The 20,197-nt window shown below is 31.5% G+C and carries 20 protein-coding genes and 1 pseudogene; 7 read left to right on the forward strand and 14 right to left on the reverse strand.

Going from position 1 to position 20,197, the window contains the following annotated elements; translation table 11 throughout:
* From AC9UFV_RS03355 to AC9UFV_RS03390, 8 genes and pseudogenes are all read right to left on the reverse strand, one after another.
* Positions 1-921 (reverse strand): annotated as a pseudogene (locus AC9UFV_RS03355) (polyribonucleotide nucleotidyltransferase); the annotation flags it as partial.
* A gap of 164 nt (positions 922-1,085) precedes the next feature.
* Complete coding sequence (rpsO, locus tag AC9UFV_RS03360) at positions 1,086-1,352, reverse strand: 30S ribosomal protein S15 (protein ID WP_509572766.1); 267 nt, start codon at positions 1,350-1,352, stop codon at positions 1,086-1,088.
* 143 nt (positions 1,353-1,495) lie between these two features.
* On the reverse strand, positions 1,496-3,166 hold the full coding sequence (locus AC9UFV_RS03365) for a sodium/sugar symporter (RefSeq protein WP_509572769.1): 1,671 nt from the start codon (positions 3,164-3,166) through the stop codon (positions 1,496-1,498).
* Positions 3,167-3,187: 21 nt separating this feature from the next.
* Positions 3,188-4,237, reverse strand: coding sequence for a UDP-glucose--hexose-1-phosphate uridylyltransferase (locus tag AC9UFV_RS03370; RefSeq protein ID WP_509572771.1), 1,050 nt, complete (start codon positions 4,235-4,237; stop codon positions 3,188-3,190).
* Positions 4,238-4,239: 2 nt separating this feature from the next.
* On the reverse strand, positions 4,240-5,409 hold the full coding sequence (galK, locus tag AC9UFV_RS03375) for a galactokinase (protein WP_509572774.1): 1,170 nt from the start codon (positions 5,407-5,409) through the stop codon (positions 4,240-4,242).
* Positions 5,410-5,415: 6 nt separating this feature from the next.
* Entirely contained in the window at positions 5,416-7,842 is a 2,427-nt protein-coding gene (galA, locus tag AC9UFV_RS03380; protein ID WP_509572776.1) for a beta-galactosidase GalA, read from the reverse strand.
* A 9-nt stretch (positions 7,843-7,851) separates the two neighbouring features.
* Positions 7,852-8,910, reverse strand: a complete 1,059-nt coding sequence (locus AC9UFV_RS03385; protein WP_509572778.1) for a glycoside hydrolase family 53 protein — start codon at positions 8,908-8,910, stop codon at positions 7,852-7,854.
* 5 nt (positions 8,911-8,915) lie between these two features.
* A complete protein-coding gene (locus AC9UFV_RS03390) occupies positions 8,916-9,950 on the reverse strand; it encodes an aldose epimerase family protein (protein ID WP_509572780.1) in 1,035 nt (344 codons plus the stop codon).
* A 99-nt stretch (positions 9,951-10,049) separates the two neighbouring features.
* Here AC9UFV_RS03390 and AC9UFV_RS03395 point away from each other — a divergent pair, with 99 nt between their 5' ends.
* Positions 10,050-11,048, forward strand: a complete 999-nt coding sequence (locus AC9UFV_RS03395; protein ID WP_509572782.1) for a GntR family transcriptional regulator — start codon at positions 10,050-10,052, stop codon at positions 11,046-11,048.
* Between the two features lies 1 nt (position 11,049).
* On the opposite strand, the gene AC9UFV_RS03400 is transcribed toward AC9UFV_RS03395, so the two are convergent.
* A complete protein-coding gene (locus AC9UFV_RS03400) occupies positions 11,050-11,505 on the reverse strand; it encodes an XrtF-associated fRMsr-like GAF protein (protein WP_509572784.1) in 456 nt (151 codons plus the stop codon).
* Positions 11,506-11,575: 70 nt separating this feature from the next.
* Between AC9UFV_RS03400 and xrtF the strand changes: the two genes are divergently transcribed.
* The 6 genes from xrtF to AC9UFV_RS03430 all read left to right on the forward strand — a co-directional run bounded on the left by xrtF (position 11,576) and on the right by AC9UFV_RS03430 (position 16,284).
* Positions 11,576-12,130, forward strand: coding sequence for an exosortase family protein XrtF (xrtF, locus tag AC9UFV_RS03405; protein ID WP_509572786.1), 555 nt, complete (start codon positions 11,576-11,578; stop codon positions 12,128-12,130).
* Positions 12,108-12,551 (forward strand): exosortase F system-associated membrane protein, encoded by a 444-nt coding sequence (locus tag AC9UFV_RS03410; protein WP_509572788.1) that lies wholly within the window; start codon positions 12,108-12,110, stop codon positions 12,549-12,551. The genes xrtF and AC9UFV_RS03410 overlap by 23 nt, the downstream gene beginning before the upstream one ends.
* Positions 12,552-12,601: 50 nt before the next feature.
* A complete protein-coding gene (locus AC9UFV_RS03415; RefSeq protein WP_509572790.1) occupies positions 12,602-13,003 on the forward strand; it encodes an HYC_CC_PP family protein in 402 nt (133 codons plus the stop codon).
* 71 nt (positions 13,004-13,074) lie between these two features.
* Positions 13,075-15,087 carry a TonB-dependent receptor plug domain-containing protein gene (locus AC9UFV_RS03420; RefSeq protein WP_509572792.1) on the forward strand — a complete coding sequence of 671 codons (2,013 nt, stop codon included), beginning with the start codon at positions 13,075-13,077 and terminating at the stop codon, positions 15,085-15,087.
* Positions 15,088-15,117: 30 nt separating this feature from the next.
* The gene (locus AC9UFV_RS03425) at positions 15,118-15,459 is read left to right on the forward strand and encodes a heavy-metal-associated domain-containing protein (protein ID WP_509572794.1); all 342 of its coding nucleotides are present in this window, start codon (positions 15,118-15,120) and stop codon (positions 15,457-15,459) included.
* 120 nt (positions 15,460-15,579) lie between these two features.
* On the forward strand, positions 15,580-16,284 hold the full coding sequence (locus tag AC9UFV_RS03430) for a DedA family protein (protein WP_509572796.1): 705 nt from the start codon (positions 15,580-15,582) through the stop codon (positions 16,282-16,284).
* Positions 16,285-16,357: 73 nt separating this feature from the next.
* On the opposite strand, the gene groL is transcribed toward AC9UFV_RS03430, so the two are convergent.
* From groL to AC9UFV_RS03455, 5 genes are all read right to left on the reverse strand, one after another.
* The gene (gene groL, locus AC9UFV_RS03435; RefSeq protein ID WP_509522348.1) at positions 16,358-17,986 is read right to left on the reverse strand and encodes a chaperonin GroEL; all 1,629 of its coding nucleotides are present in this window, start codon (positions 17,984-17,986) and stop codon (positions 16,358-16,360) included.
* Between the two features lie 42 nt (positions 17,987-18,028).
* Complete coding sequence (locus AC9UFV_RS03440) at positions 18,029-18,304, reverse strand: co-chaperone GroES (protein WP_509572798.1); 276 nt, start codon at positions 18,302-18,304, stop codon at positions 18,029-18,031.
* A gap of 138 nt (positions 18,305-18,442) precedes the next feature.
* Positions 18,443-18,799: a preprotein translocase subunit SecG gene (gene secG, locus AC9UFV_RS03445; protein WP_509572800.1), complete on the reverse strand. Its 357-nt coding sequence runs from the start codon at positions 18,797-18,799 to the stop codon at positions 18,443-18,445.
* 2 nt (positions 18,800-18,801) lie between these two features.
* Entirely contained in the window at positions 18,802-19,653 is an 852-nt protein-coding gene (locus AC9UFV_RS03450; RefSeq protein ID WP_509572802.1) for a tetratricopeptide repeat protein, read from the reverse strand.
* A gap of 17 nt (positions 19,654-19,670) precedes the next feature.
* A complete protein-coding gene (locus tag AC9UFV_RS03455; RefSeq protein ID WP_509572804.1) occupies positions 19,671-20,174 on the reverse strand; it encodes an LptE family protein in 504 nt (167 codons plus the stop codon).
* Between the last annotated feature and the right edge of the window lie 23 nt (positions 20,175-20,197).

The following is a 20,197-nucleotide window of genomic DNA, read 5'->3' on the forward strand; positions in this document are numbered from 1 at the left end:
TTCTTTATTTACTTTGTAAAAATATTTAGAAACTAAATCGCCATTTTCTGCTAATTCTTCTTCAGTAAACAACGCTTTTACTTCTTCTTTTACTTCGTCAAATGCAGCTGAACGTTCGTGTTTTGCAGAACCTTTACTTGCAATAGCATAGATTTTATCGTAAGCTGCAGCTTTAACTTTAGCATAAATAGTTTCATCAGATTTTTCTTGCTCGTAAGTACGAACTTCTTTTTTACCGAATGCTTTTGCTAATCTTTCTTGAGCTGCAATTTGTACTTTAATATGTTCGTGAGCAAATTTAATTGCTTCTACCATTTCTTTTTCTGAAATTTCTTTCATTTCACCTTCTACCATTGCGATAGAATCTGTTGAAGCCCCAATCATCATATCGATATCTGATAATTCTAATTGTGCACGTGAAGGATTGATAACAAATTTACCATCAATTCTTCCAACTCTAGCTTCTGAAATTAAAGTTTCAAATGGGATGTCAGACAATGCTAATGCAGCTGAAGCGGCTAAACCTGCTAACGCATCTGGCATCACTTCGTCATCGTGTGACATTAATTGGATCATCACTTGCACTTCTGCATGATAATCACTTGGGAAAAGTGGACGTAATACACGGTCAACTAATCGCATTGTTAGCACTTCGCTATCACTTGGACGTGCTTCTCTTTTGAAGAAACCTCCTGGGAAACGACCTGCTGCTGCAAATTTTTCACGATAATCTACCGTTAATGGTAAAAAATCAATTCCTGGACTTGCTTTTCTTGCGGCTACTACTGTTCCTAAAATAACAGTTTTACCAATTCTTACTACTACAGAACCATCAGCTTGTTTTGCTAATCTTCCTGTCTCGATTGTGATGCTTCTTCCATCACCTAAATCGATACTTTCTACAAATAATTGTGGAATCATAAATTTTCCTTTTTTAATTTTACATTGGGTTTCTGCCTGTCGACAGAGTTGTTGTGTTGTTGTAGTTGTTGCTAATAATCCAATGAAAAACCAAACTTTTTTAACTTTTATTTGCCCTAAGGCTAAAAACAAAAAGAGGCGCGTGGGCACCTCTTTTTTATTGATTATTTTCTAATATTCAATACTTTGATTATCTCACGATATCTGTTAATTTCGGTTTTCTTCAAGTAGTCTAATAAACTTCTTCTTTTACCTACTAATAATACTAGCGAACGCTCAGTATTGTAATCGTGACGATTTTTTTTCAAATGCTCTGTCAAATGACTAATTCTGTATGTAAACAATGCGATTTGCGCTTCAGGTTTACCAGTGTTAGTTTTATCTCCGTGTTTAGCGAAGATTTCTTCTTTAATTTCTTTAGTTAAATACATTCCAATATTTGTTTAATGATTTTTATGTATGTCTCATAGCTTTTATAAGACCGGGCAAAAGTACTACTTATTTTTTAATTACCAAATAAAAATAGGTATCTACTGCTAAATAATAAATATCTGATAGTCAATTCTTAAAATTTCTACCAAAAAATTGTATATAATGCTGCAATTATCGATACCACAATTAAGGATCCAACAATAAATGAAGGCGACATTTTAAACATTTTTTTATCTACATCTAATCCATTAGTTTTAATCCCTTTTTTGTTTTCGTAAATGCTAATTATATACATTCCAATCACACAGAATAAAAACACAAATCCCATTCGGTCTATAAATGGAATTTCGTATACTCCCTCAGAATTTTGAACTGAAAAACCAATCGGATTCAAAAATGATAGATTAACGAAAGCGGGCATAAATTTGAAAATAATTGACATCAAAAACCCACCAATAGTAGAAAATAAAGCCGCGTTTGATGTCGCTTTTTTCCAGAAGAAACCTAGAATAAATATCGCAAAAACTCCCGGGCTCACAAAACCCGAATATTCTTGAATGTATTGAAAACCTCCTTTTTTATCGATTCCTAAAAAGGGAGCCACAACAACTGCAATTAACATTGCAATTATGATCGTTTTTTTACCAATATTAACTAATTTCTTTTCATCGGCAGCGACATTAATTTTAGTTTTATAAATGTCTAATGTGAATATGGTTGCGATACTGTTTGCTTTTCCTGCCAAGGAAGCTACTATTGCTGCAGTTAAGGCTGCAAATGAAAGTCCTTTCAGTCCAACAGGAAGTAAGTTAAGTAGCGTAGGATAAGCGCGGTCAGGATTCAAACTTCCATCCTGTAGCATTTCTGTTTGAAAATGACCGTTTTGATACAATACATAAGCTGCAATTCCAGGAAGTACAACTATTATAGGCATTAATAATTTTAAAAATGCAGCGAACAAAATTCCACTTCTAGCCGTTTTTAGGTCGGCACCCAAAGCCCTTTGAGTAATATATTGGTTGCAACCCCAATAATTTAAATTGATTATTAACATACCTCCAATTAATACTGAAAGTCCCGGTAAATCAATATAATTTGGATTGGTTTTGTCAAATATCATATGAAAATGATCGTTCGCATGAGTCGTCATTAATTGGAATCCATCAATAACGCCTGATGATCCAAATTCTTTCGCCACTAAATCCAGTGCTAAATAAGTGGTAACTAAACCTCCTAAAATGAGAAAGAAAACCTGTATTACATCGGTATAACCAATAACTTTCATTCCTCCAAGTGTAATCATAATGGCAAAAAAAGCTAAAAAAATCATACATAAAGTTAAATTCAATCCTGAAATACTACTAATTGCTAAAGCTCCTAAATAGAGAATCGAAGTTAAATTAACCAATACATAAAGTATCAACCAAAAGACCGCCATAATCATCGCGACATTACTATTGTAGCGTTGATTTAGATATTGTGGCATTGTGGATATTTTATTTTTGAGGTAAACAGGCATAAAAAACACTGCTACGATTATTAAGGTTGCTGCCGCCATCCATTCATAAGTGGCAATGGCTAATCCCATTTTGAAACCGCTCCCACTCATTCCAATAAACTGTTCTGCACTGATATTACTTGCAATCAATGAAGCACCAATTGCCCACCATGTCAACGATCCTTCTGCAAGAAAATAATCTTTGCTACTTGTTTGTTCTTTCTTTTTACGATTGTAAATCCAATAGCCGTAACCTACAATTATTACGAAATAGAGTAAAAAAACTAAATAATCTTTTGTGGATAGTGTTTGCATGATTTTTTGGTTTTTAGGTGGTTATTTATTTTTATAATGTTTACTTGAAGAATTTCTAATGATTTCTGCGCTTTTTTCTGTAGTAATATCTCGTTGTGCTTCACCAAGCATTTCATAGCCAACCATGAATTTTTTAACGCTTGCACTTCTCAATAAAGGTGGGTAAAAATGCATATGAAAATGCCACTCTGGATGATTTTTTCCATCCGTTGGGGCTTGATGAATTCCAGATGAATAGGGGAAAGAGGTTTTAAATAAATTATCGTATTTTACTGTTAATTCTTTAATTATTTCAGCAAATGAAACCGTTTCTGAATCAGAAAAATCAGTTATTTTTCCAAAAACTCGTTTACTGATTATCATGGTTTCAAATGGCCAAATTGCCCAAAACGGGACTAATGCAACAAAATCCTCGTTTTCAATAACAATTCTCTCTTTCGATTTTAATTCTTCAATTAAATAATCATTTAATAATGTTTGACCATTTTTGTCATAATAGGATTTCAAATTATTTTGTGTTTTTTCAACTTCGGTAGGTAAAGACTCTTGTGCCCAAATTTGACCATGTGGATGAGGGTTGCTACATCCCATTATACTGCCTTTGTTTTCAAAAATTTGTACATAATTTACAAATTCTTTTTTGCCTAGCTCAGCATATTCTTGCTGCCACGTTTTAATTATATTTTTAATCGCTTCTACCTCCATTTCTGGAATCGTAAGATTGTGTTTTGGTGAAAAACAAACCACTTTTGCAAGGCCTCTTTCTGGAATAGCTTTTAAAAAACTACTTACTTCTTGGTGTTTAAAACTAACTTCATCTGGAATTATCGCAGCAAAATCATTATCAAAAACATAACAATTTTCATAATCAGGATTTTTAATTCCGTTGGCACGAATATTCTCTGGACACAAATAACAACTAGAATCGTATTCTGGTAATTCATCCGAAAACACACTTTCATTTTGACCTTGCCAAGGTCTTTTTGCCCGGTGTGGAGAAACCAAAACCCATTCATTTAATAATGGATTATAGCGACGATGCGAATGTTCGTTGGAATTAAATTCTTGCATAATTAGTTTTTTACAAATGAAGTTCCTTTTGAAATTTTTACTTTGTAGGATTTTAAATCGATACCAAAAGCAGTTTTATATTGACTTGCTATTTTATTTATAAGTTCATTTTCTGAACCTTTTTCAACCAAATTGATAGAACAACCTCCAAATCCTCCGCCCATCATTCGAGATCCTAAAACGGAATTTTCATTTTTAACCGAGTCTACCAAAAAATCAATTTCATCGCAACTTACTTCGTATTCTTTTGACAAACCAGTATGGGTTTCGGTCATTAATTCACCTAATTTTTTGAAATCAGAATTTTCAATTGCAATTACTGCATCTTGAACCCTTTGTATTTCTTTTACTACAAAATAGCATCTTTTGAATAAAGTTTCTCCTAATTTTTCTCTTAGTTCTAAAATGATATTCTCATTACAATTTCTAAATGTTTTTACCTCCGGAAAATGTTGTTTAATTATCGACAATCCTTGTTCTACTTCTTGTCTTCTTACATTATAACCTGACGTTAAATGAGTGTGTTTGACATTACTATCTAATAAAAGCAAGGAATAATTATTAAAATCTGCTTTGTGGTATTCGTATTCTAAAGTGTTGCAATCCAATTTTATAACCTTGTTTTTCTTGCCAAATACAGAGGCAAATTGATCCATAATTCCACAATTTACACCCGCGAAAGTATGCTCGGATTTTTGCCCAATTAAAGTAATTTCCTTTTTTGATAATCCTAGATTAAAAATGGAATTCATCGCAAAACCAACACCACACTCTAAAGCTGCCGAAGAGGATAATCCAGCCCCCATTGGAATTGTGCTACTAAAAACCATATTAAAACCTTGCGTTTTAAATTCCCTTTCCTTCAATTGATGAATAACGCCTAAAATATAATTTGCCCACATTTTATCAATTGGTTTCAAATTATTATTACAATTAAAATGGTACGTTTCATCTAAATCTTTTGCGACAATTGTGCATTCTGAATTTTCATTTTTTGAAATTGCAAAACAGATGTATTTGTTGATAGCTGCCGGTAAAACAAAACCGTCATTATAGTCAATATGTTCGCCAATTATATTAATTCTTCCAGGAGAAAGGAAGATATATTCTGGAGTTTTTTGAAAAATATTTTCAAAATGAAGTGTAGTATTTTTAATTAATTTTTTTTTCATTTTGAATTATTTTATGGTAAACGTAGTAGTCGCAGATTGTAATCCCGTAGACTTTGCTTCTAATTTTAATAAGCCTTTCGTTTTCTCGGATTGAATAATAACTTGACATTTTCCATTGAAAGCACTTCTTCGCCAAGCTCCGTCTTTACATTTGTCAGGCTCATGAGAACTTGGATCTCCATTGCCAACACCGATAATTTTAGCATTTCCAGTTAGGGTAAATTCAATTATATTATTTGCATCGGGAACAGCTCTTCCTTGCTCATCTTCCAGAGAAATATTTACAACAGTGGCGTCTTTTCCATCAGCTAATAAAATGGTTTTGTCTGGAGATAAAATAACTTTGGATGCTTGACCAGTAGTTTCAATTTTAGTGGTTAATTTCTTCCCTTTTTTATAAGCAATTGCTTCCAAAACTCCTGGTTCATAATTTACTTCCCACTGCAAATGACTATTTCTAAGCATCACTTTTTTTCCTAAACTTCTTCCGTTTAAAAATAATTCTACATCATCAGCATTTGTATTTACCCAAACATCTATTGGTTTTCCTACTTTATCAGGCCAATTCCAATGAGGGGAAAGATGCAAAACATCCTTGTCTGTCCACCAACTTTGATAATAATAATAGATGTTTTTTGGGAAACCACATACATCCATAATTCCAAAATGAGAATTTATATTTGGCCATTTAAATGGTGTTGGCTCTCCGCGATAATCAAAACCAGTCCAAATAAAACCGCCTAGCCAATATTTGTTTTCCGCAGCCAACTTCCACCAAGTTTCTGCTTTACTTGCCCACCAAGGAGCAGTAATATCTTGGTCGGGAACGTAAGCTCTGATGGAATCGGTTTCATATATACCTCTTGTAGTTACCGTACTTCCCATTTCTGTTCCTAAAACGGGTTGGTTTGGATGATCCCGATGGTAATCTGAAACGGCATATTCTCGGTAATTAAATCCACGAATAGGAATTACTTCATTAACTCCTTTAAAATCATTTCCCATATCGGCAGCATAGGTACTAGTTCGAGAAGGGTCAATTTCTTTTTGGATTGCCAATAGCGACTGTGCTATTTTTTTACCGTATTCATTTCCTTGAATGTTTTGTTCTTCGTTTCCAATTGACCATAAAAATACTGAGGCATGGTTTCGATCTCGAATCAATAATCGCTTAAATTGATCTTTGTATTCCGGGCTGTTATTGAGTAACCTTTGTTCGTCTAAAACTAGCATTCCCAAGCTATCACAAGCTTCTAAAAGTTCTGGAGTAGGAGCGTTGTGACTGGCTCTGTAGGCATTTGAACCCATTTCTTTCAATAATTTTATTCTATAATACTGCATGTAATCAGGGAGTGCACTTCCAATTCCAGCGTGATCTTGGTGATTATTAGTGCCCTTAATTTTTACATGTTTTCCATTAAGAAAAAACCCTTCGGTAGCATCAAATTTAAATGTTCGAATTCCAAATCTGGTTTTTGATTCTTGGAGAATTTTGTTTCCCTCTTTTATTACAGAAATGGCTTTGTATAAATAGGGATCTTCAATTGACCAAAGCCGAGAATTTAGAACTGTTAATTTTTGTTTGACAATGTTATTTTTATTCGCTTCCAAGCGAACATTTGTCTCATTCGTTTTTGCAATAATTTTACCATTTCTGTCCGTTATGTAGGAATAAGTAGTGCAATTCGATGGAATTAAATTACTGTTTTCAATGGTGGTTTCAATATTTATTGTTGCACTTTTATCCTTTAAAATTGTATTTATATAAACGCCATTTTCAGGGATAAAAACTTTTTCAGTTATATTTAACCAAACATGTCTGTAAATTCCTGCACCTTCGTAAAACCAACCTTCATTTTGAGTGGCATCAACACGAATTACAATTACATTTTCAGTTTCAAAATTCATATAATCGGTCACATCGTAAGAACTTCCTATGTAACCACTAAAATTTGTACCAACATAAAAACCATTAATCCAAATGGTAGCATTTCTATAAATCCCATCAAATTGTAATTCGAAACGTTTATTAATTTTAGATTTATCAAAGGTAAAATGTTTCCGATACCAACCAATACTAGTTTCAGGATAAATAGCTCCAACAGGTTTGTAGCCGTGACTATCCATACTATGCGTATCTGATTTTTCAAATGGTAAAGACACCACCCAGTCGTGTGGAACATTAATTTTACTCCAACTAGAATCTACAAATTTCGGATTTACAATTGTAGTATCATAAACATTCGATTTATGAAATAACAATACATTTCCATAATTGAAATCTTTATTTGGATCTGCAGAATTTCCAAAATGAAACCTCCAATCTTCATCAAGGCTAATTTTATTTTGAGCAAAGGAATTTGAATAATTTATAAATAAAATCGAAATAAAAAGTCCTATTTTGCTAATGGATTGGAATATTATTTTCATCATTTTAAGATATTAATTTCTAAAGGCATCTAGAGCTAACGATGGTTTTCCGTTGGTTTGCCAACAGTTTAATTGATATCCGCTCCAAGTTTTTTCACCTTGTGGTTCCCAATAAATAACTCCAAGTCCTTTCTGATTTGGTACGTTTCTTACCGCATTAATTGTTGCTGTAAGCATGTCTTTTGTATTTTGAACCAATGTAAAATCTCCACCAACTTCTACCACCATAACTTCTTTATTGTATCGAGTTGCCATGTCATTTAAATTATTTTGAAGGTCACCAATGGTCATTGTATAATTACTGTTTAACCAATAAGGATAGTAAGAAAGTCCAATTACATCATATTTTACATTGTTAGTTCTAGCATTGTCAAAAAACCATCTAAATCGAGAATTATTATTACCTTGATCAATATGAACTACCACTTTTATTTTTGGATCAATAGCTTTTGTAGCATCATACCCTTTATTTAAAAGTTGTGCTAGTTGTGCAAAATTGGATGAATTTCCTTCAGGCCATAACATTCCACCAGGAATTTCATTTCCAACTTGAACCCATTCAGGGGTTACTCCCGCAGTTTTTAGTGCGGTTAATACCTCAAAAGTATGATTGTAAACGTCACTCAATAAAGTGGTAAACGAATGTGAAGCCCAAGCAGCTGGTTTGTTTTGTTGTCCAGGATCTGCCCACGTATCGCTATAATGGAAATTAATCATAACTCTCATCCCTAAGTTTTTGGCTCGAACTGCCATCGCTACCGTTTCGTCTTTGCTACAATGTCCGTTAATTCGGTCATTTGAAGGGTTAACAAAAACGCGTAATCGAATGGTATTCATTCCTCGATCTTTTAATAATTGTAAACAGTTTTTTTCTGTTCCGTCAGCATCGTAAAATCTATATCCTGTGGCCTCCATTTGTGACAACCACCCAATATCTGCCCCTTTCGCAAAACTATAAGTTGGTGTTGGATTTGGAACTGGATCTGGAGTTTGAGAATTACTACAATAACATAATAACAGCGAAGTCGAAATAACAAATAGTAATAAGATGTTAGATTTTGAATTTTTCATAATAATTAAATTTCAAATTTATAAACTGTTTTTTGCAAATAAGTTTCATTTTTTTTCAATACAGAATTTGGGAAATGGCTATGATTTGGAGCATCAGGAAAATTTTGAGTTTCAAAACATATCCCACTGTTGGATTGGTATTTTATATTTTCTTTTGCAGTTATCGAATCATCATTTTTACCACCTACATAAATATGTACCGAAGGCTGATCGGTGAAAACTAACATTTTCAAATTATTTATATCGCTGTAAAGTGAAGCTGCAATTTTATTTTCTTTGTTTAAAACAAATGAGGAGTCTATTTTTTCTGGACATTTTTTTGCATTTGAAAAATCATTTGTAGTATCATCTACTTTCAAGAGAAAGCCCGAAGGAACATTCTCATTATCCGTTTCTAAAACGGTATTGGAGTTAATAAATAAATCTTGATTTGCAATTGTTTCTTGATGTCCTTCCAAATTAAAATAACTGTGATTGGTCAAATTGATGATCGTATCCTCTGAAGTTGTGGCGATGTAATCAATACTTAACTCGTTATTTTCAGATAAAGTATAAGTGAGTTCTACATTTAAATCACCTGGAAAACCACCTTCATTATTAGGACTAAAATAAGTTAATGTGATAGATGGATTTATACCGTCAGTAATTTTTTTAAACGCCCAAATTCTTTGGCTAAAGCCAATATTACCTCCGTGGAGTGAATGATTGTTGAGGTTTTTTTCAAGTTGGTAAACTTTATTATTTAAAGTAAATAAACCTTGGTTAATTCTACCAGAGTATCTTCCTACAGTTGCTCCATAATAGGGGGAACCACCGATTTCATATGATTTAATATAGTCCTTTAATGATTCCAATCCTAATACTATGTCAATGATATTTCCCGTTTTTAAAGGTATTTTTAAGGAAGTAATGGCAGCGCCGTAATTGATTATTTTAACTTCAATTCCATTAGTATTTTTCAACTCATAGCTGTAAACAGCTTCACCATTTGGCATTGTTCCAAATAATTTGAATTTTGAATTGATGGTAACTTCAGACATTTTTTGATGTAAATTATAAACTATTTCAAAATTATTTTATTTTTGCTTAAAAACATAGTAGTACCTACCAGTTTTTTTAACCTTAATTATTTCTTCTAGATGAAGCTGATTTCTATTCAAACAAACATTGGAATTCCCAAATATAGGCAAATTATAGCTTCAATTGAAAAAGCTATTGAGGATGGTAAATTGCTAAAAAATGAAAAATTACCCTCAATAAATAAAATTTGTTTAGAGTTTTCCTTGTCTAGAGATACTGTTTTTCAGGCCTATGAAGATTTAAAAAAGAGGGGAATAATTTTTGCAATTCTTGGTAAAGGATATTATGTAAAAAGCACGGAAATTAATATTAAACAAAAGATTTTTCTATTATTTGATGAGCTTAATATTTTTAAAGAAGATTTATATAATTCCTTTTTGGAAAATATAGGAAAAGATGTTCAAGTAGATATTTTCTTTCATCATTTTAATATAGAAGTTTTTAGAAAGTTAATAAAGGACAGTAATGGTAATTATACAAAATATATTATAATGCCTACAAATTTGGTTGAGGCACCTTCGATAATAAAAACCCTACCAGTTAATGATGTTTATATTTTAGACCAAACAAATATAGAACTTGTGGAATTCCCTTCTGTTTTTCAAAATTTCGTTAAAGATATTTATGATGCATTATGCATTGGAATGTCGAAATTGGACAAATACAAAAAACTAATTATCATTTTTCCAGGGTTTAGAGAACCCATCGGGATGAAATTAGGATTTGAAAAATTTTGCAATGATTTTCAGTTCGAATTTGAAATTATTTCTGAATTTTCAGATAAAAACATAAAAGCAGGAGAGGTCTATTTAATTCCTAATGATAGAGATTTAGTTCGAGTTATAGAAAAATCAAAATTACAGAATTTACAAATTGGCATTGATTTCGGAATCATATCTTATAATGAAACGCCTCTAAAAAAAGTAGTAGAAAACGGAATTACAACCATTTCAACTGATTTTATTGCAATGGGTAAGATTGTAGCCAAAATGATTCTCAATGGTAAAAAGGAACAAATCGAAAATAAATGTTCCTTGATTATTCGAAATTCATTATAACTTAAAATAATTCAGCAATTTGTTCATTAACGAACTCTAAAAAACGTTCATCTTCAGTTGTAAATGGATCTAAAGTGTTTGAATCGATATCTATTTGACCAATATTCTGTCCATTTACAAAAAGTGGAACTACGATTTCCGATTTTACAGTAAAACTACAAGCTATATAATTGTCTTGAGCAGCAACGTCGGGAACAACAAAATTATTATTTGAAACTGCTACTTGACCACAAATACCTTTTCCAAATGGGATAACAGTATGATCAGTAGGAGCGCCAACATAGGGTCCTAAATGTAAAGTTTGGGATTCATGATTTGCAAAATAAAACCCAACCCAATTGTAATGCGCAACATTTGATTCTAAAAGTGCACAAATTTGTAATAACTTCTCTTCTCGAGAGCCGTTTTCAGAGTTTGCAATTTCAATAACTAGAGGTTTTAATTCGGCAAATGTCATAATTTTAATTTTTACAAAAGTATTTAATTGCGCTCGTCTTTTTTTATATAAATTTGTTAAAAATTACAATTTGAAGAATTATTGGATTCAGTACAAGCCTTTTTTACTATTCTTGGTTAAATTTATTTTTTCCTATTTGGTTTTAACCTTTATATATCAACATTATTTAAATCAATTTGATATAAAAAATAATGAAGTTGATGGGTTTACCAAATTAGTTTCAACTCAAGTTGAGCACTTACTTTTGTTTTTCAACGCTGATGCTCAAATCGAGCTTCATCCTTCACAACCTTGTTATAAGTTTTTTTATAATGGAAAATACATTTCCAGAATTATTGAAGGTTGTAATGCACTAAGTGTGATCATTCTATTTATCTCATTTATAATTGCATTTTCAGGGAAATTGAAAAATACGATTTACTTTATTATTTCGGGAAGTTTAATTATTCATGTTTTAAATATCACTAGAATTGCACTTTTAATGGTTGCTTTTTATAATTTCCCCGAAGCCAATTTTATTTTACATGATATTTTATTTCCTCTAGTTATTTATGGAACTGTATTTATTTTGTGGATTATTTGGGTAAACAAATTTTCATTCTATGCTAAAACACCTATTAAATAATAAATTCAGAGTTTTTATTTTGGTTTCATTGGTGCTTTTTTTAGCATTAATTAGAATAGGTGAAACATCGCTTTTCTACGATCCGTATTTGGACTATTTCAAGTCCGATTTCACTAATTTGCAACTTCCAATTGTAGATAAATTGAAGTTGTTTTTAAGTTTGTTTTTCAGGTATTCATTGAATACAATAGTTTCAATTGCATTCATTCAAATTGCTTTTAAAGACGCTAATTTCTCCAAGTTTGTTGCAGTTGTATTTGTATTATTATTTATTATTTTAATATTAATTTTCTATTTTGTCTTAGCTTTTTATGCTCAAGAAAACAAAATGCTATTGTTTTATTTACGTAGGTTTTTAATTCAACCTCTATTTTTATTATTATTCATTCCAGGATATTTAATCCAAAAGCGGTTAAATTAATTTTTTCTTAATATTAATTTTCATTTTATAATTTTGATTACCTTTGTAATATGAATTTTAGAAAACACATTTGTATCATGCTAGCGCTCCTATTGTTGGTTTCCAACATCGGGTTTGCATTTAATGTGCATTATTGTGGCGATGAAATTTCTTCAATTTCATTTAAAACAAGGTTATCAACTTCAGAAATAGAGAAAAACTGCTGTGGTGAAATTGAAAAAAAATCAAATTGTTGTGACAATAAAGTGATGCATTTTCAGAAAAAATCGGAAACTTCTTTATCACATTTATTTTTTCAAACTTCTTTTTTTCAATTATTTACTATTGATTGGAAATCAAATATTACAGTTTCAATTTTGATTTTCAAAAAAAATTCAATCCCAACTTATTTTTGTGATGCAAATGCACCGCCTTACTTTAAGTTGTATTCCCAATATATATTTTACGCTTAATTTTTATGTTTTGAAGGTTGATCACATTTTATGTGGTTAAAAACTCATTATGAACATAAAATTTTTTAAAAATGCAAAAACAAATTTCAATTCTTTTATTGTTGTTTTTTTGTTCGTTTACTTCCTTTTCACAAGACACTTTGAAGGAAATAAAAGTTCAAAATTCCAGTAAAAGTTTGCAAAAATCTTTAAAACTTACTGCCAATACTACACTACTTTCAAGCAAAGAATTGTTGAAGGCAGCCTGCTGTAATTTGGCCGAGAGTTTCGAAACCAATCCCTCAATAGACGTTAATTTTTCAGATGCTTTAACAGGGACCAAGCAAATAAAAATGCTCGGATTAACAAGTCCGTATTTAATGATAACCGAGGAAAATATTCCATCTGTGAGAGGTGCTTCTCAAGCTTATGGGTTGTCATTTACACCTGGAACTTGGGTGGAAAGCATTCAAATTACAAAAGGGGCTGGAAGTGTTGTGAACGGATATGAAAGTATTTCAGGACAAATAAATACCGAGTTACTTAAACCTTCTAAAGATATTCCATTTTTTGTAAATGCTTACGGAGCTTCAGATTCTCGATTTGAATTAAATACTCATTTCAATAAAAAATTATCCGATAAATGGAGTTCAAGCTTGTTTATTCATGGAAATACTAGAATTGCCAAGAACGACATGAACAATGATGGATTTTTGGACAATCCTTTGGGAAAACAAATCAATATTTTAAATCGTTGGGAATATGCAAATGCTCAAAAAGGGTGGGTTAGTTTTACTAATTTCCGATATATGAACGACAAAAAGCAAATGGGTCAATTGGAATTTGATCCAAATCGGGATCGATTTACAACCAATTTCTGGGGTTCTGAAATCAACACTGAAAGAGTAGATGCTTCAAATAAAGTGGGTTATGTTTTTCCAGATATGCCTTTTCAGAGTATCGGTTTCCAAAACGCTTTTAATAGTCATAATCAGGAATCTTATTTTGGGTTTAACCAATACAATATAAAGCAGAAAAGTTATTATTCCAATTTGATTTTCAATTCAATTATTGATAATACAATGAATAAATTTTCAACTGGAATTAATTTTACCTATGATAAATATGACGAGTTTGTAAATCAAATAGATTACAGTAGAACCGACAATTCAATTGGTGCATTTTTTGAATACACCTATGATAATACTAGTAATTTTAGTATGATATTAGGCGGTAGATTTGATAATAATAATCGTCTAGGTGCTTTTTTTACTCCTCGATTGCATGTTAGATACAATCCTTGGGAAAAAGGAGTATTTCGTTTTTCGGCAGGAAGAGGGATAAGAAGTGCAAATATTTTTGCTGAAAATCAACAACTATTTGGAAGTTCAAGAAACTTTGAAATTCTTAGTAATGGAGGAAAAATTTATGGATTAAATCCTGAAATAGCTTGGAATTATGGTATCAGCTTTTCTCAAAAAATTCTACTTTTTAACAAAAACGGAGATATAGGATTTGATTTCTACAGAACCAATTTTCAAAACCAAGTAGTGGTTGATTTGTATCAAGGCCCGCAACAAGTCGTATTTTATAATTTGAATGGAAAATCATTTGCAAATAGTTTGCAAATAGAATTTAATTATGAATTAGTTAAACATTTTAATTTGAGAGCGGCTTATAAATATTATGATATTCAAACCGATTATCAGTATGAGACTTTGGAACGCCCTTTACAAGCCAAACATCGATTTTTTGGAAATTTGGAATACCAAACTCATTTATTAGATGATGGAAAACAATGGAAGTTTGATTTTACAATTAATTGGATTGGAAAACAAAGATTACCAAACACCATTTCCAACTCTGGTTTAGACTCAATGCCCGATTTTTCACCTTCATTTTCAGTGATGAATATGCAAATTTCTAGAGTTTTTTCAAGTACCTTTGAAATGTATGTTGGAGGTGAAAATATCGGAAATTATAAACAAGAAAAAGCAATTTTAGGAAGTAGCAATCCTTTCGGAACCGCTTTTGACACTTCAATAATATATGCGCCAATATTTGGACAGATGTATTATGCGGGATTACGATTTAAAATCAAATAAACAATTATAATAACATTTAAAACAACAATTATGAGAAAATTAATTTTAGCAACAGTATTTATTTTAGGTGCATTTTCAATTCAAGCACAAGATAAATTAAACAAAAATGCCAAGTATGAAATCGAGGTTAATGGAAGTTGTGACATGTGTCAATCCAGAATTCAAAAAGCAGCCTTTTCAGTTTCAGGAGTAAAATCGGCCACTTGGAACATAGAAACGCATAAATTGAATTTAATTTTGAACGAAGAAAAAGCTACTATTTTGGATGTAAAAAAAGCGGTCGCAAAAGCAGGGTATGATACCGATGAGGTAAAAGCTACAGATGAAAATTATACTAAATTACCTGGTTGTTGCCAATATGAAAGGAAATAACGAGTTAGATTTGCGTTAATTTAATTTTAAATCGTGCCAATTAATTGTGTCTAAATTAAATTTTAGTTACTTTCACGCCTTATACAAATTTTGTTTTTGACAAAGTAAACCAAATTATCTATGAATAATTTTGATTGGACACAATTAATAAATCCTGAGTTTTATATTACCCTTCAAATCGGAGGAATACAAATTGGACTTTACATTGTCTTGTTTATTGTTTTTGCTGAAACTGGACTTTTTGCAGGTTTTTTCTTACCGGGAGATAGCCTTTTATTTTTATCTGGAATCTATGCGTCTGGCTCAGTGGTTGATGGGGTTTATCACCCAGGCTTAGTAGATCAATTTGTTCACATTGATAGTGATTTTTTAAATGTACTAATATTAGTTTGCTTTATTTCAATAGCGGGAATTCTTGGAAATATGGTAGGATATTGGTTTGGTGCAAAAAGTGGATACTATCTTTTTAAGAAAGAAGATTCCTTTTGGTTCAAGAAAAAATACTTGATACAATCGAAAGATTTCTTTGAAAAATATGGAGGGAAAGCCATAATATACGCTAGATTTCTTCCAATATTCAGAACTTTTGCACCTATAATTGCAGGAATTGTAGAAATGGATAGGAAAAAGTTTATGTTTTTCAATATTTTAAGTTCTTTCTTATGGGCCTCTGTACTAATTTTTTCGGGGCATTATTTATTTGGAATTTTCTTAAATTATGGAATTAATTTAAAAAATTATATAGAATATATTGTTATTGGTATTATTCTAATTTCAACATTACCAGTAGTACTTAAACTATTGAAAAAAACAGTAGTTAAATAATTTGAAAAGTTCATAAATTAAAAATCCGCTTCATAATTCATGAAGCGGATTTTTTATTTGAATGTAATCTTAATTACATCATTCCTGGCATACCACCACCCATATGGCTTCCTCCAGCATTTTCTTCTTTAATTTCCACCAAAGCACATTCAGTTGTTAAGATCATTCCAGCTACAGATGCTGCATTTTCAAGTGCAACTCTTGTCACTTTTTTAGGATCAATAATTCCTGCTTTTAGCATGTCAACATATTCATCAGTTTTAGCATTATAACCAAAATCTCCTTTACCTTCAGCTACTTTTGCAACTACCACTGATCCTTCTAGACCTGCATTTTCAACAATAGTTCTTAATGGTGATTCTACCGCACGAGAAATAATTTGAATTCCTGTAGCTTCATCTGCATTGTCTGCTTTTAAATTCTTCAAAGAATTTTTAGCTCTCAATAAAGCAACACCACCACCAGCAACAATTCCTTCTTCTACAGCAGCTCTTGTTGCGTGTAAAGCGTCGTCAACTCTGTCTTTTTTCTCTTTCATTTCTACTTCAGAAGCCGCACCAACATAAAGAACAGCAACTCCACCAGCTAGTTTAGCTAAACGTTCTTGCAATTTTTCTTTATCATAATCAGAGGTCGTAGTTTCCATTTGACCTTTAATTTGGTTTACACGATTTTTGATCATATCAGCATCGCCAGCACCACTAACTAGAGTTGTATTGTCTTTGTCAATTGTGACTCTTTTCGCAGTTCCTAGCATTTCGATAGTTGTATTTTCTAGAGTGTATCCTCTTTCTTCAGAAATTACAGTACCACCAGTTAAAATAGCAATATCTTCCAACATTGCTTTTCTTCTGTCGCCAAATCCTGGAGCTTTTACCGCAGCAATTTTTAATGCTCCACGTAATTTATTTACTACTAAAGTTGATAATGCTTCACCATCTACATCTTCAGCAATAATTAATAATGGTTTCCCTGATTGCGCTACCGGCTCTAAAACTGGCAGCAATTCTTTCAAAGAAGAAACTTTTTTATCGTATAATAAAATGTAAGGATTTTCTAATTCCGCTTCCATTTTTTCAGGATTGGTAACGAAATAAGGAGATAAATATCCTCTGTCAAATTGCATACCTTCAACAACATCTACGTAAGTATCTGTTCCTTTTGCTTCTTCAACCGTGATAACACCTTCTTTTCCAACTTTTGCAAAAGCATTAGCAATTAATTCGCCAATTACTTCATCGTTATTTGCAGAAATAGAAGCAATTTGTTTGATTTTTTCAGAATCACTTCCAACTACTTTAGCTTGTTTAGCTAAATCGGCAACAATTGTTTCAACTGCTTTGTCGATTCCTCTTTTTAAATCCATTGGGTTTGCACCTGCAGCTACGTTTTTCAAACCTTCTTTAACTATAGCTTGTGCTAATACAGTAGCGGTTGTAGTTCCGTCTCCTGCTAAATCATTGGTTTTCGAAGCTACTTCTTTCACCATTTGAGCCCCCATATTTTCTAAAGGATCTTGTAATTCAATTTCTTTAGCTACAGTTACTCCGTCTTTAGTTACATTTGGTCCACCAAAAGATTTTCCAATAATAACGTTACGCCCTTTAGGCCCTAAAGTCACTTTTACAGCATTTGCTAATGCATCAACACCACGTTTTAATCCGTCACGTGCTTCAATATCAAATTTTATATCTTTTGCCATTTTATGTTTATTTGTTGATTCGTTTATTTGTTAAATTGTATATTAGATTATAGCTAGAATATCGTCTTCACGCATAATTAGATAATCTTTACCTTCTAATTTTAATTCTGTACCAGCATACTTACCATACAATACAGAATCCCCAATTTTAACTGTCATTGTGTGGTCTTTAGTCCCAGCACCAACAGCAACTACAGTTCCTTTTTGAGGTTTTTCTTTGGCAGTGTCTGGTATGAATATTCCAGAGGCTGTTTTTGTTTCTGCCGCTACAGGTTCAATTAGAACTCGATCTGAAAGAGGTTTGATGTTTAAACTCATAATAATATATTTTAATTGTTTATTGAAATTTTATGAAATTATAATTTCAGAAATTGTGCCAATGTGTTAATTATGACAATTTTACCTAAAAAAAATGCCAGCATTGACAAGCTGGCATTTAATATTTTGAAAAAATAATTATTTTTTTGCTGGAACTGCAGGAGCTGGAGCAGATTGTGCTGGTGCAGCTGGAGTTGCCGGTGTAGCAGCTGCAGGAGTTGCTTTTTGTGTTGTATCTATAATTTTAGAATCAGAATCACCAAATGAATCTGTAAAACTTAGGTAAGAAAATAATACTAATGCAGTTAGAATCATCGCTAAAATCCATGTGCTTTTATCTAAAAAGTCAGTAGTTTTTTGAACACCACCCATCATTTGCGATCCTCCTAATGAAGAAGATAATCCACCACCTTTAGGGTTTTGAACCATAATTACTACAATTAGTAAAAAACATACTATTGTTATTAATACTAAAAAAATTGAAAATGTACTCATTGTTACTTATTATTTTGTTGTAAAATCTTGATGTCCGAAATACGGTTTGCAAAGAAACTACTTTTTTCTGGATATTTCAAAATTAATATTTCATAAGCTTGAATTGCTTTGTCATATTTATTTTGCTCTAAATATACTCTTGCTAAGGTTTCTGTCATTAAATACGGACTATTCTCAGAACTTATCTCAAATTTAATGTTAGGTTCTGCATCTTTTTTAATTGGTGGAATTTTAGGATTCGACTCAATAAATTTGTCAATTACCTCTAATTTTTTCTGTTTTTCAGGATCTATTGAACTGGTTTTTTCTTCTTTTGGGGCTGTATTTTCTCTAACAATTGGGTGAATTTTTGATAATTGTAACCATTCTTCAAACGAATATTTCTCAGTTAATGAAAAAACTAATGGTTTTCCAATGTTCAATTTTTCTTGAATCGATGAATCTGGATTGTTTCCTTCAGAAGGTGATGCCTCTTTTATAGAAGTTAATATTGATTGCTCCAAAGAATTTTCTCTTGAACCAATTTTCTCCTCCTTGAAAATCAATTCCGTTGCATCAACATCAATTTCATTTATTTCAGCTAATTTTTGCTCGTACAAATTTTTATCAATTCTAGTAAATGTATCAGAAATGATAAAATCAAACAAAATAGTCCGATCGGTAGTGTGAGCTGCAGTGCTTTTTAATTCATAATTATAACGAAAACTCTCTTCATTGTATAGTCCTTTCAATCGCAATGCTCTTGCACTTTGAAAATAGGGAAACTCCGCAACTATTTTTTCCAATGACGAAGTTTGCTTGTCATTGATAGCATTTGGGTTGTTTATTAAAGTTAAGTATTCAGTTATGTTCATGATTAATAATCAGTTGATTACCATTTAGCTAACGATTCATTAAAAATATCCTGAGTGATTCTTTCAAAAATAAAATCTAAATTTTCATTAAGTACTGAACCAACTAACTGATTTGCCCCATCGTAATCATTATAAAAAGAGAATCTTTTTTCGAAATTGTCAGCTTCTTTATTTTTGTTTATAAACCTAACATTAACTGTAATTGACAATCGGTTTTGCGCCGTTCTTTGATCGGCAGTTGCTGTCATTGGACTAATTCTGTAATCTACAATTTCACCTTCATAAACTAAATCCCCATTTGAACTGGTTAAATTCAGGTTTGTTTGATTTTGAATTAAATTTTGTAATCGTTGAGTAAAAATTCTTTCAATACCTGGCTCAATCAATGGAGCGTTATTTTGAAAATAATTCACCTGAAATGATTTTGCGTCAATTTTTCCCGTTCCAGTAAAATTATATACAGAACAACTATTGAAGGTAAACAATAATAAAATCGCTAATAGGAAGTTTATTTTTTTCATTATAGTTTTAAATTCCAAAGATA

This window comes from Flavobacterium sp., assembly GCF_044349645.1.
Lineage (GTDB): Bacteria > Bacteroidota > Bacteroidia > Flavobacteriales > Flavobacteriaceae > Flavobacterium.

Bases quoted from the DNA above. Each gene is read 5' to 3' on its own strand.
- rpsO (WP_509572766.1), bottom strand. From the start codon at position 1,352: ATGTATTTAACTAAAGAAATTAAAGAAGAAATCTTCGCTAAACACGGA.
- AC9UFV_RS03365 (WP_509572769.1), bottom strand. From the start codon at position 3,166: ATGCAAACACTATCCACAAAAGATTATTTAGTTTTTTTACTCTATTTC.
- AC9UFV_RS03370 (WP_509572771.1), bottom strand. From the start codon at position 4,237: ATGCAAGAATTTAATTCCAACGAACATTCGCATCGTCGCTATAATCCA.
- galK (WP_509572774.1), bottom strand. From the start codon at position 5,409: ATGAAAAAAAAATTAATTAAAAATACTACACTTCATTTTGAAAATATT.
- galA (WP_509572776.1), bottom strand. From the start codon at position 7,842: ATGATGAAAATAATATTCCAATCCATTAGCAAAATAGGACTTTTTATT.
- AC9UFV_RS03385 (WP_509572778.1), bottom strand. From the start codon at position 8,910: ATGAAAAATTCAAAATCTAACATCTTATTACTATTTGTTATTTCGACT.
- AC9UFV_RS03390 (WP_509572780.1), bottom strand. From the start codon at position 9,950: ATGTCTGAAGTTACCATCAATTCAAAATTCAAATTATTTGGAACAATG.
- AC9UFV_RS03395 (WP_509572782.1), top strand. From the start codon at position 10,050: ATGAAGCTGATTTCTATTCAAACAAACATTGGAATTCCCAAATATAGG.
- AC9UFV_RS03400 (WP_509572784.1), bottom strand. From the start codon at position 11,505: ATGACATTTGCCGAATTAAAACCTCTAGTTATTGAAATTGCAAACTCT.
- AC9UFV_RS03410 (WP_509572788.1), top strand. From the start codon at position 12,108: ATGCTAAAACACCTATTAAATAATAAATTCAGAGTTTTTATTTTGGTT.
- AC9UFV_RS03415 (WP_509572790.1), top strand. From the start codon at position 12,602: ATGAATTTTAGAAAACACATTTGTATCATGCTAGCGCTCCTATTGTTG.
- AC9UFV_RS03420 (WP_509572792.1), top strand. From the start codon at position 13,075: ATGCAAAAACAAATTTCAATTCTTTTATTGTTGTTTTTTTGTTCGTTT.
- AC9UFV_RS03425 (WP_509572794.1), top strand. From the start codon at position 15,118: ATGAGAAAATTAATTTTAGCAACAGTATTTATTTTAGGTGCATTTTCA.
- AC9UFV_RS03430 (WP_509572796.1), top strand. From the start codon at position 15,580: ATGAATAATTTTGATTGGACACAATTAATAAATCCTGAGTTTTATATT.
- groL (WP_509522348.1), bottom strand. From the start codon at position 17,986: ATGGCAAAAGATATAAAATTTGATATTGAAGCACGTGACGGATTAAAA.
- AC9UFV_RS03440 (WP_509572798.1), bottom strand. From the start codon at position 18,304: ATGAGTTTAAACATCAAACCTCTTTCAGATCGAGTTCTAATTGAACCT.
- secG (WP_509572800.1), bottom strand. From the start codon at position 18,799: ATGAGTACATTTTCAATTTTTTTAGTATTAATAACAATAGTATGTTTT.
- AC9UFV_RS03450 (WP_509572802.1), bottom strand. From the start codon at position 19,653: ATGAACATAACTGAATACTTAACTTTAATAAACAACCCAAATGCTATC.
- AC9UFV_RS03455 (WP_509572804.1), bottom strand. From the start codon at position 20,174: ATGAAAAAAATAAACTTCCTATTAGCGATTTTATTATTGTTTACCTTC.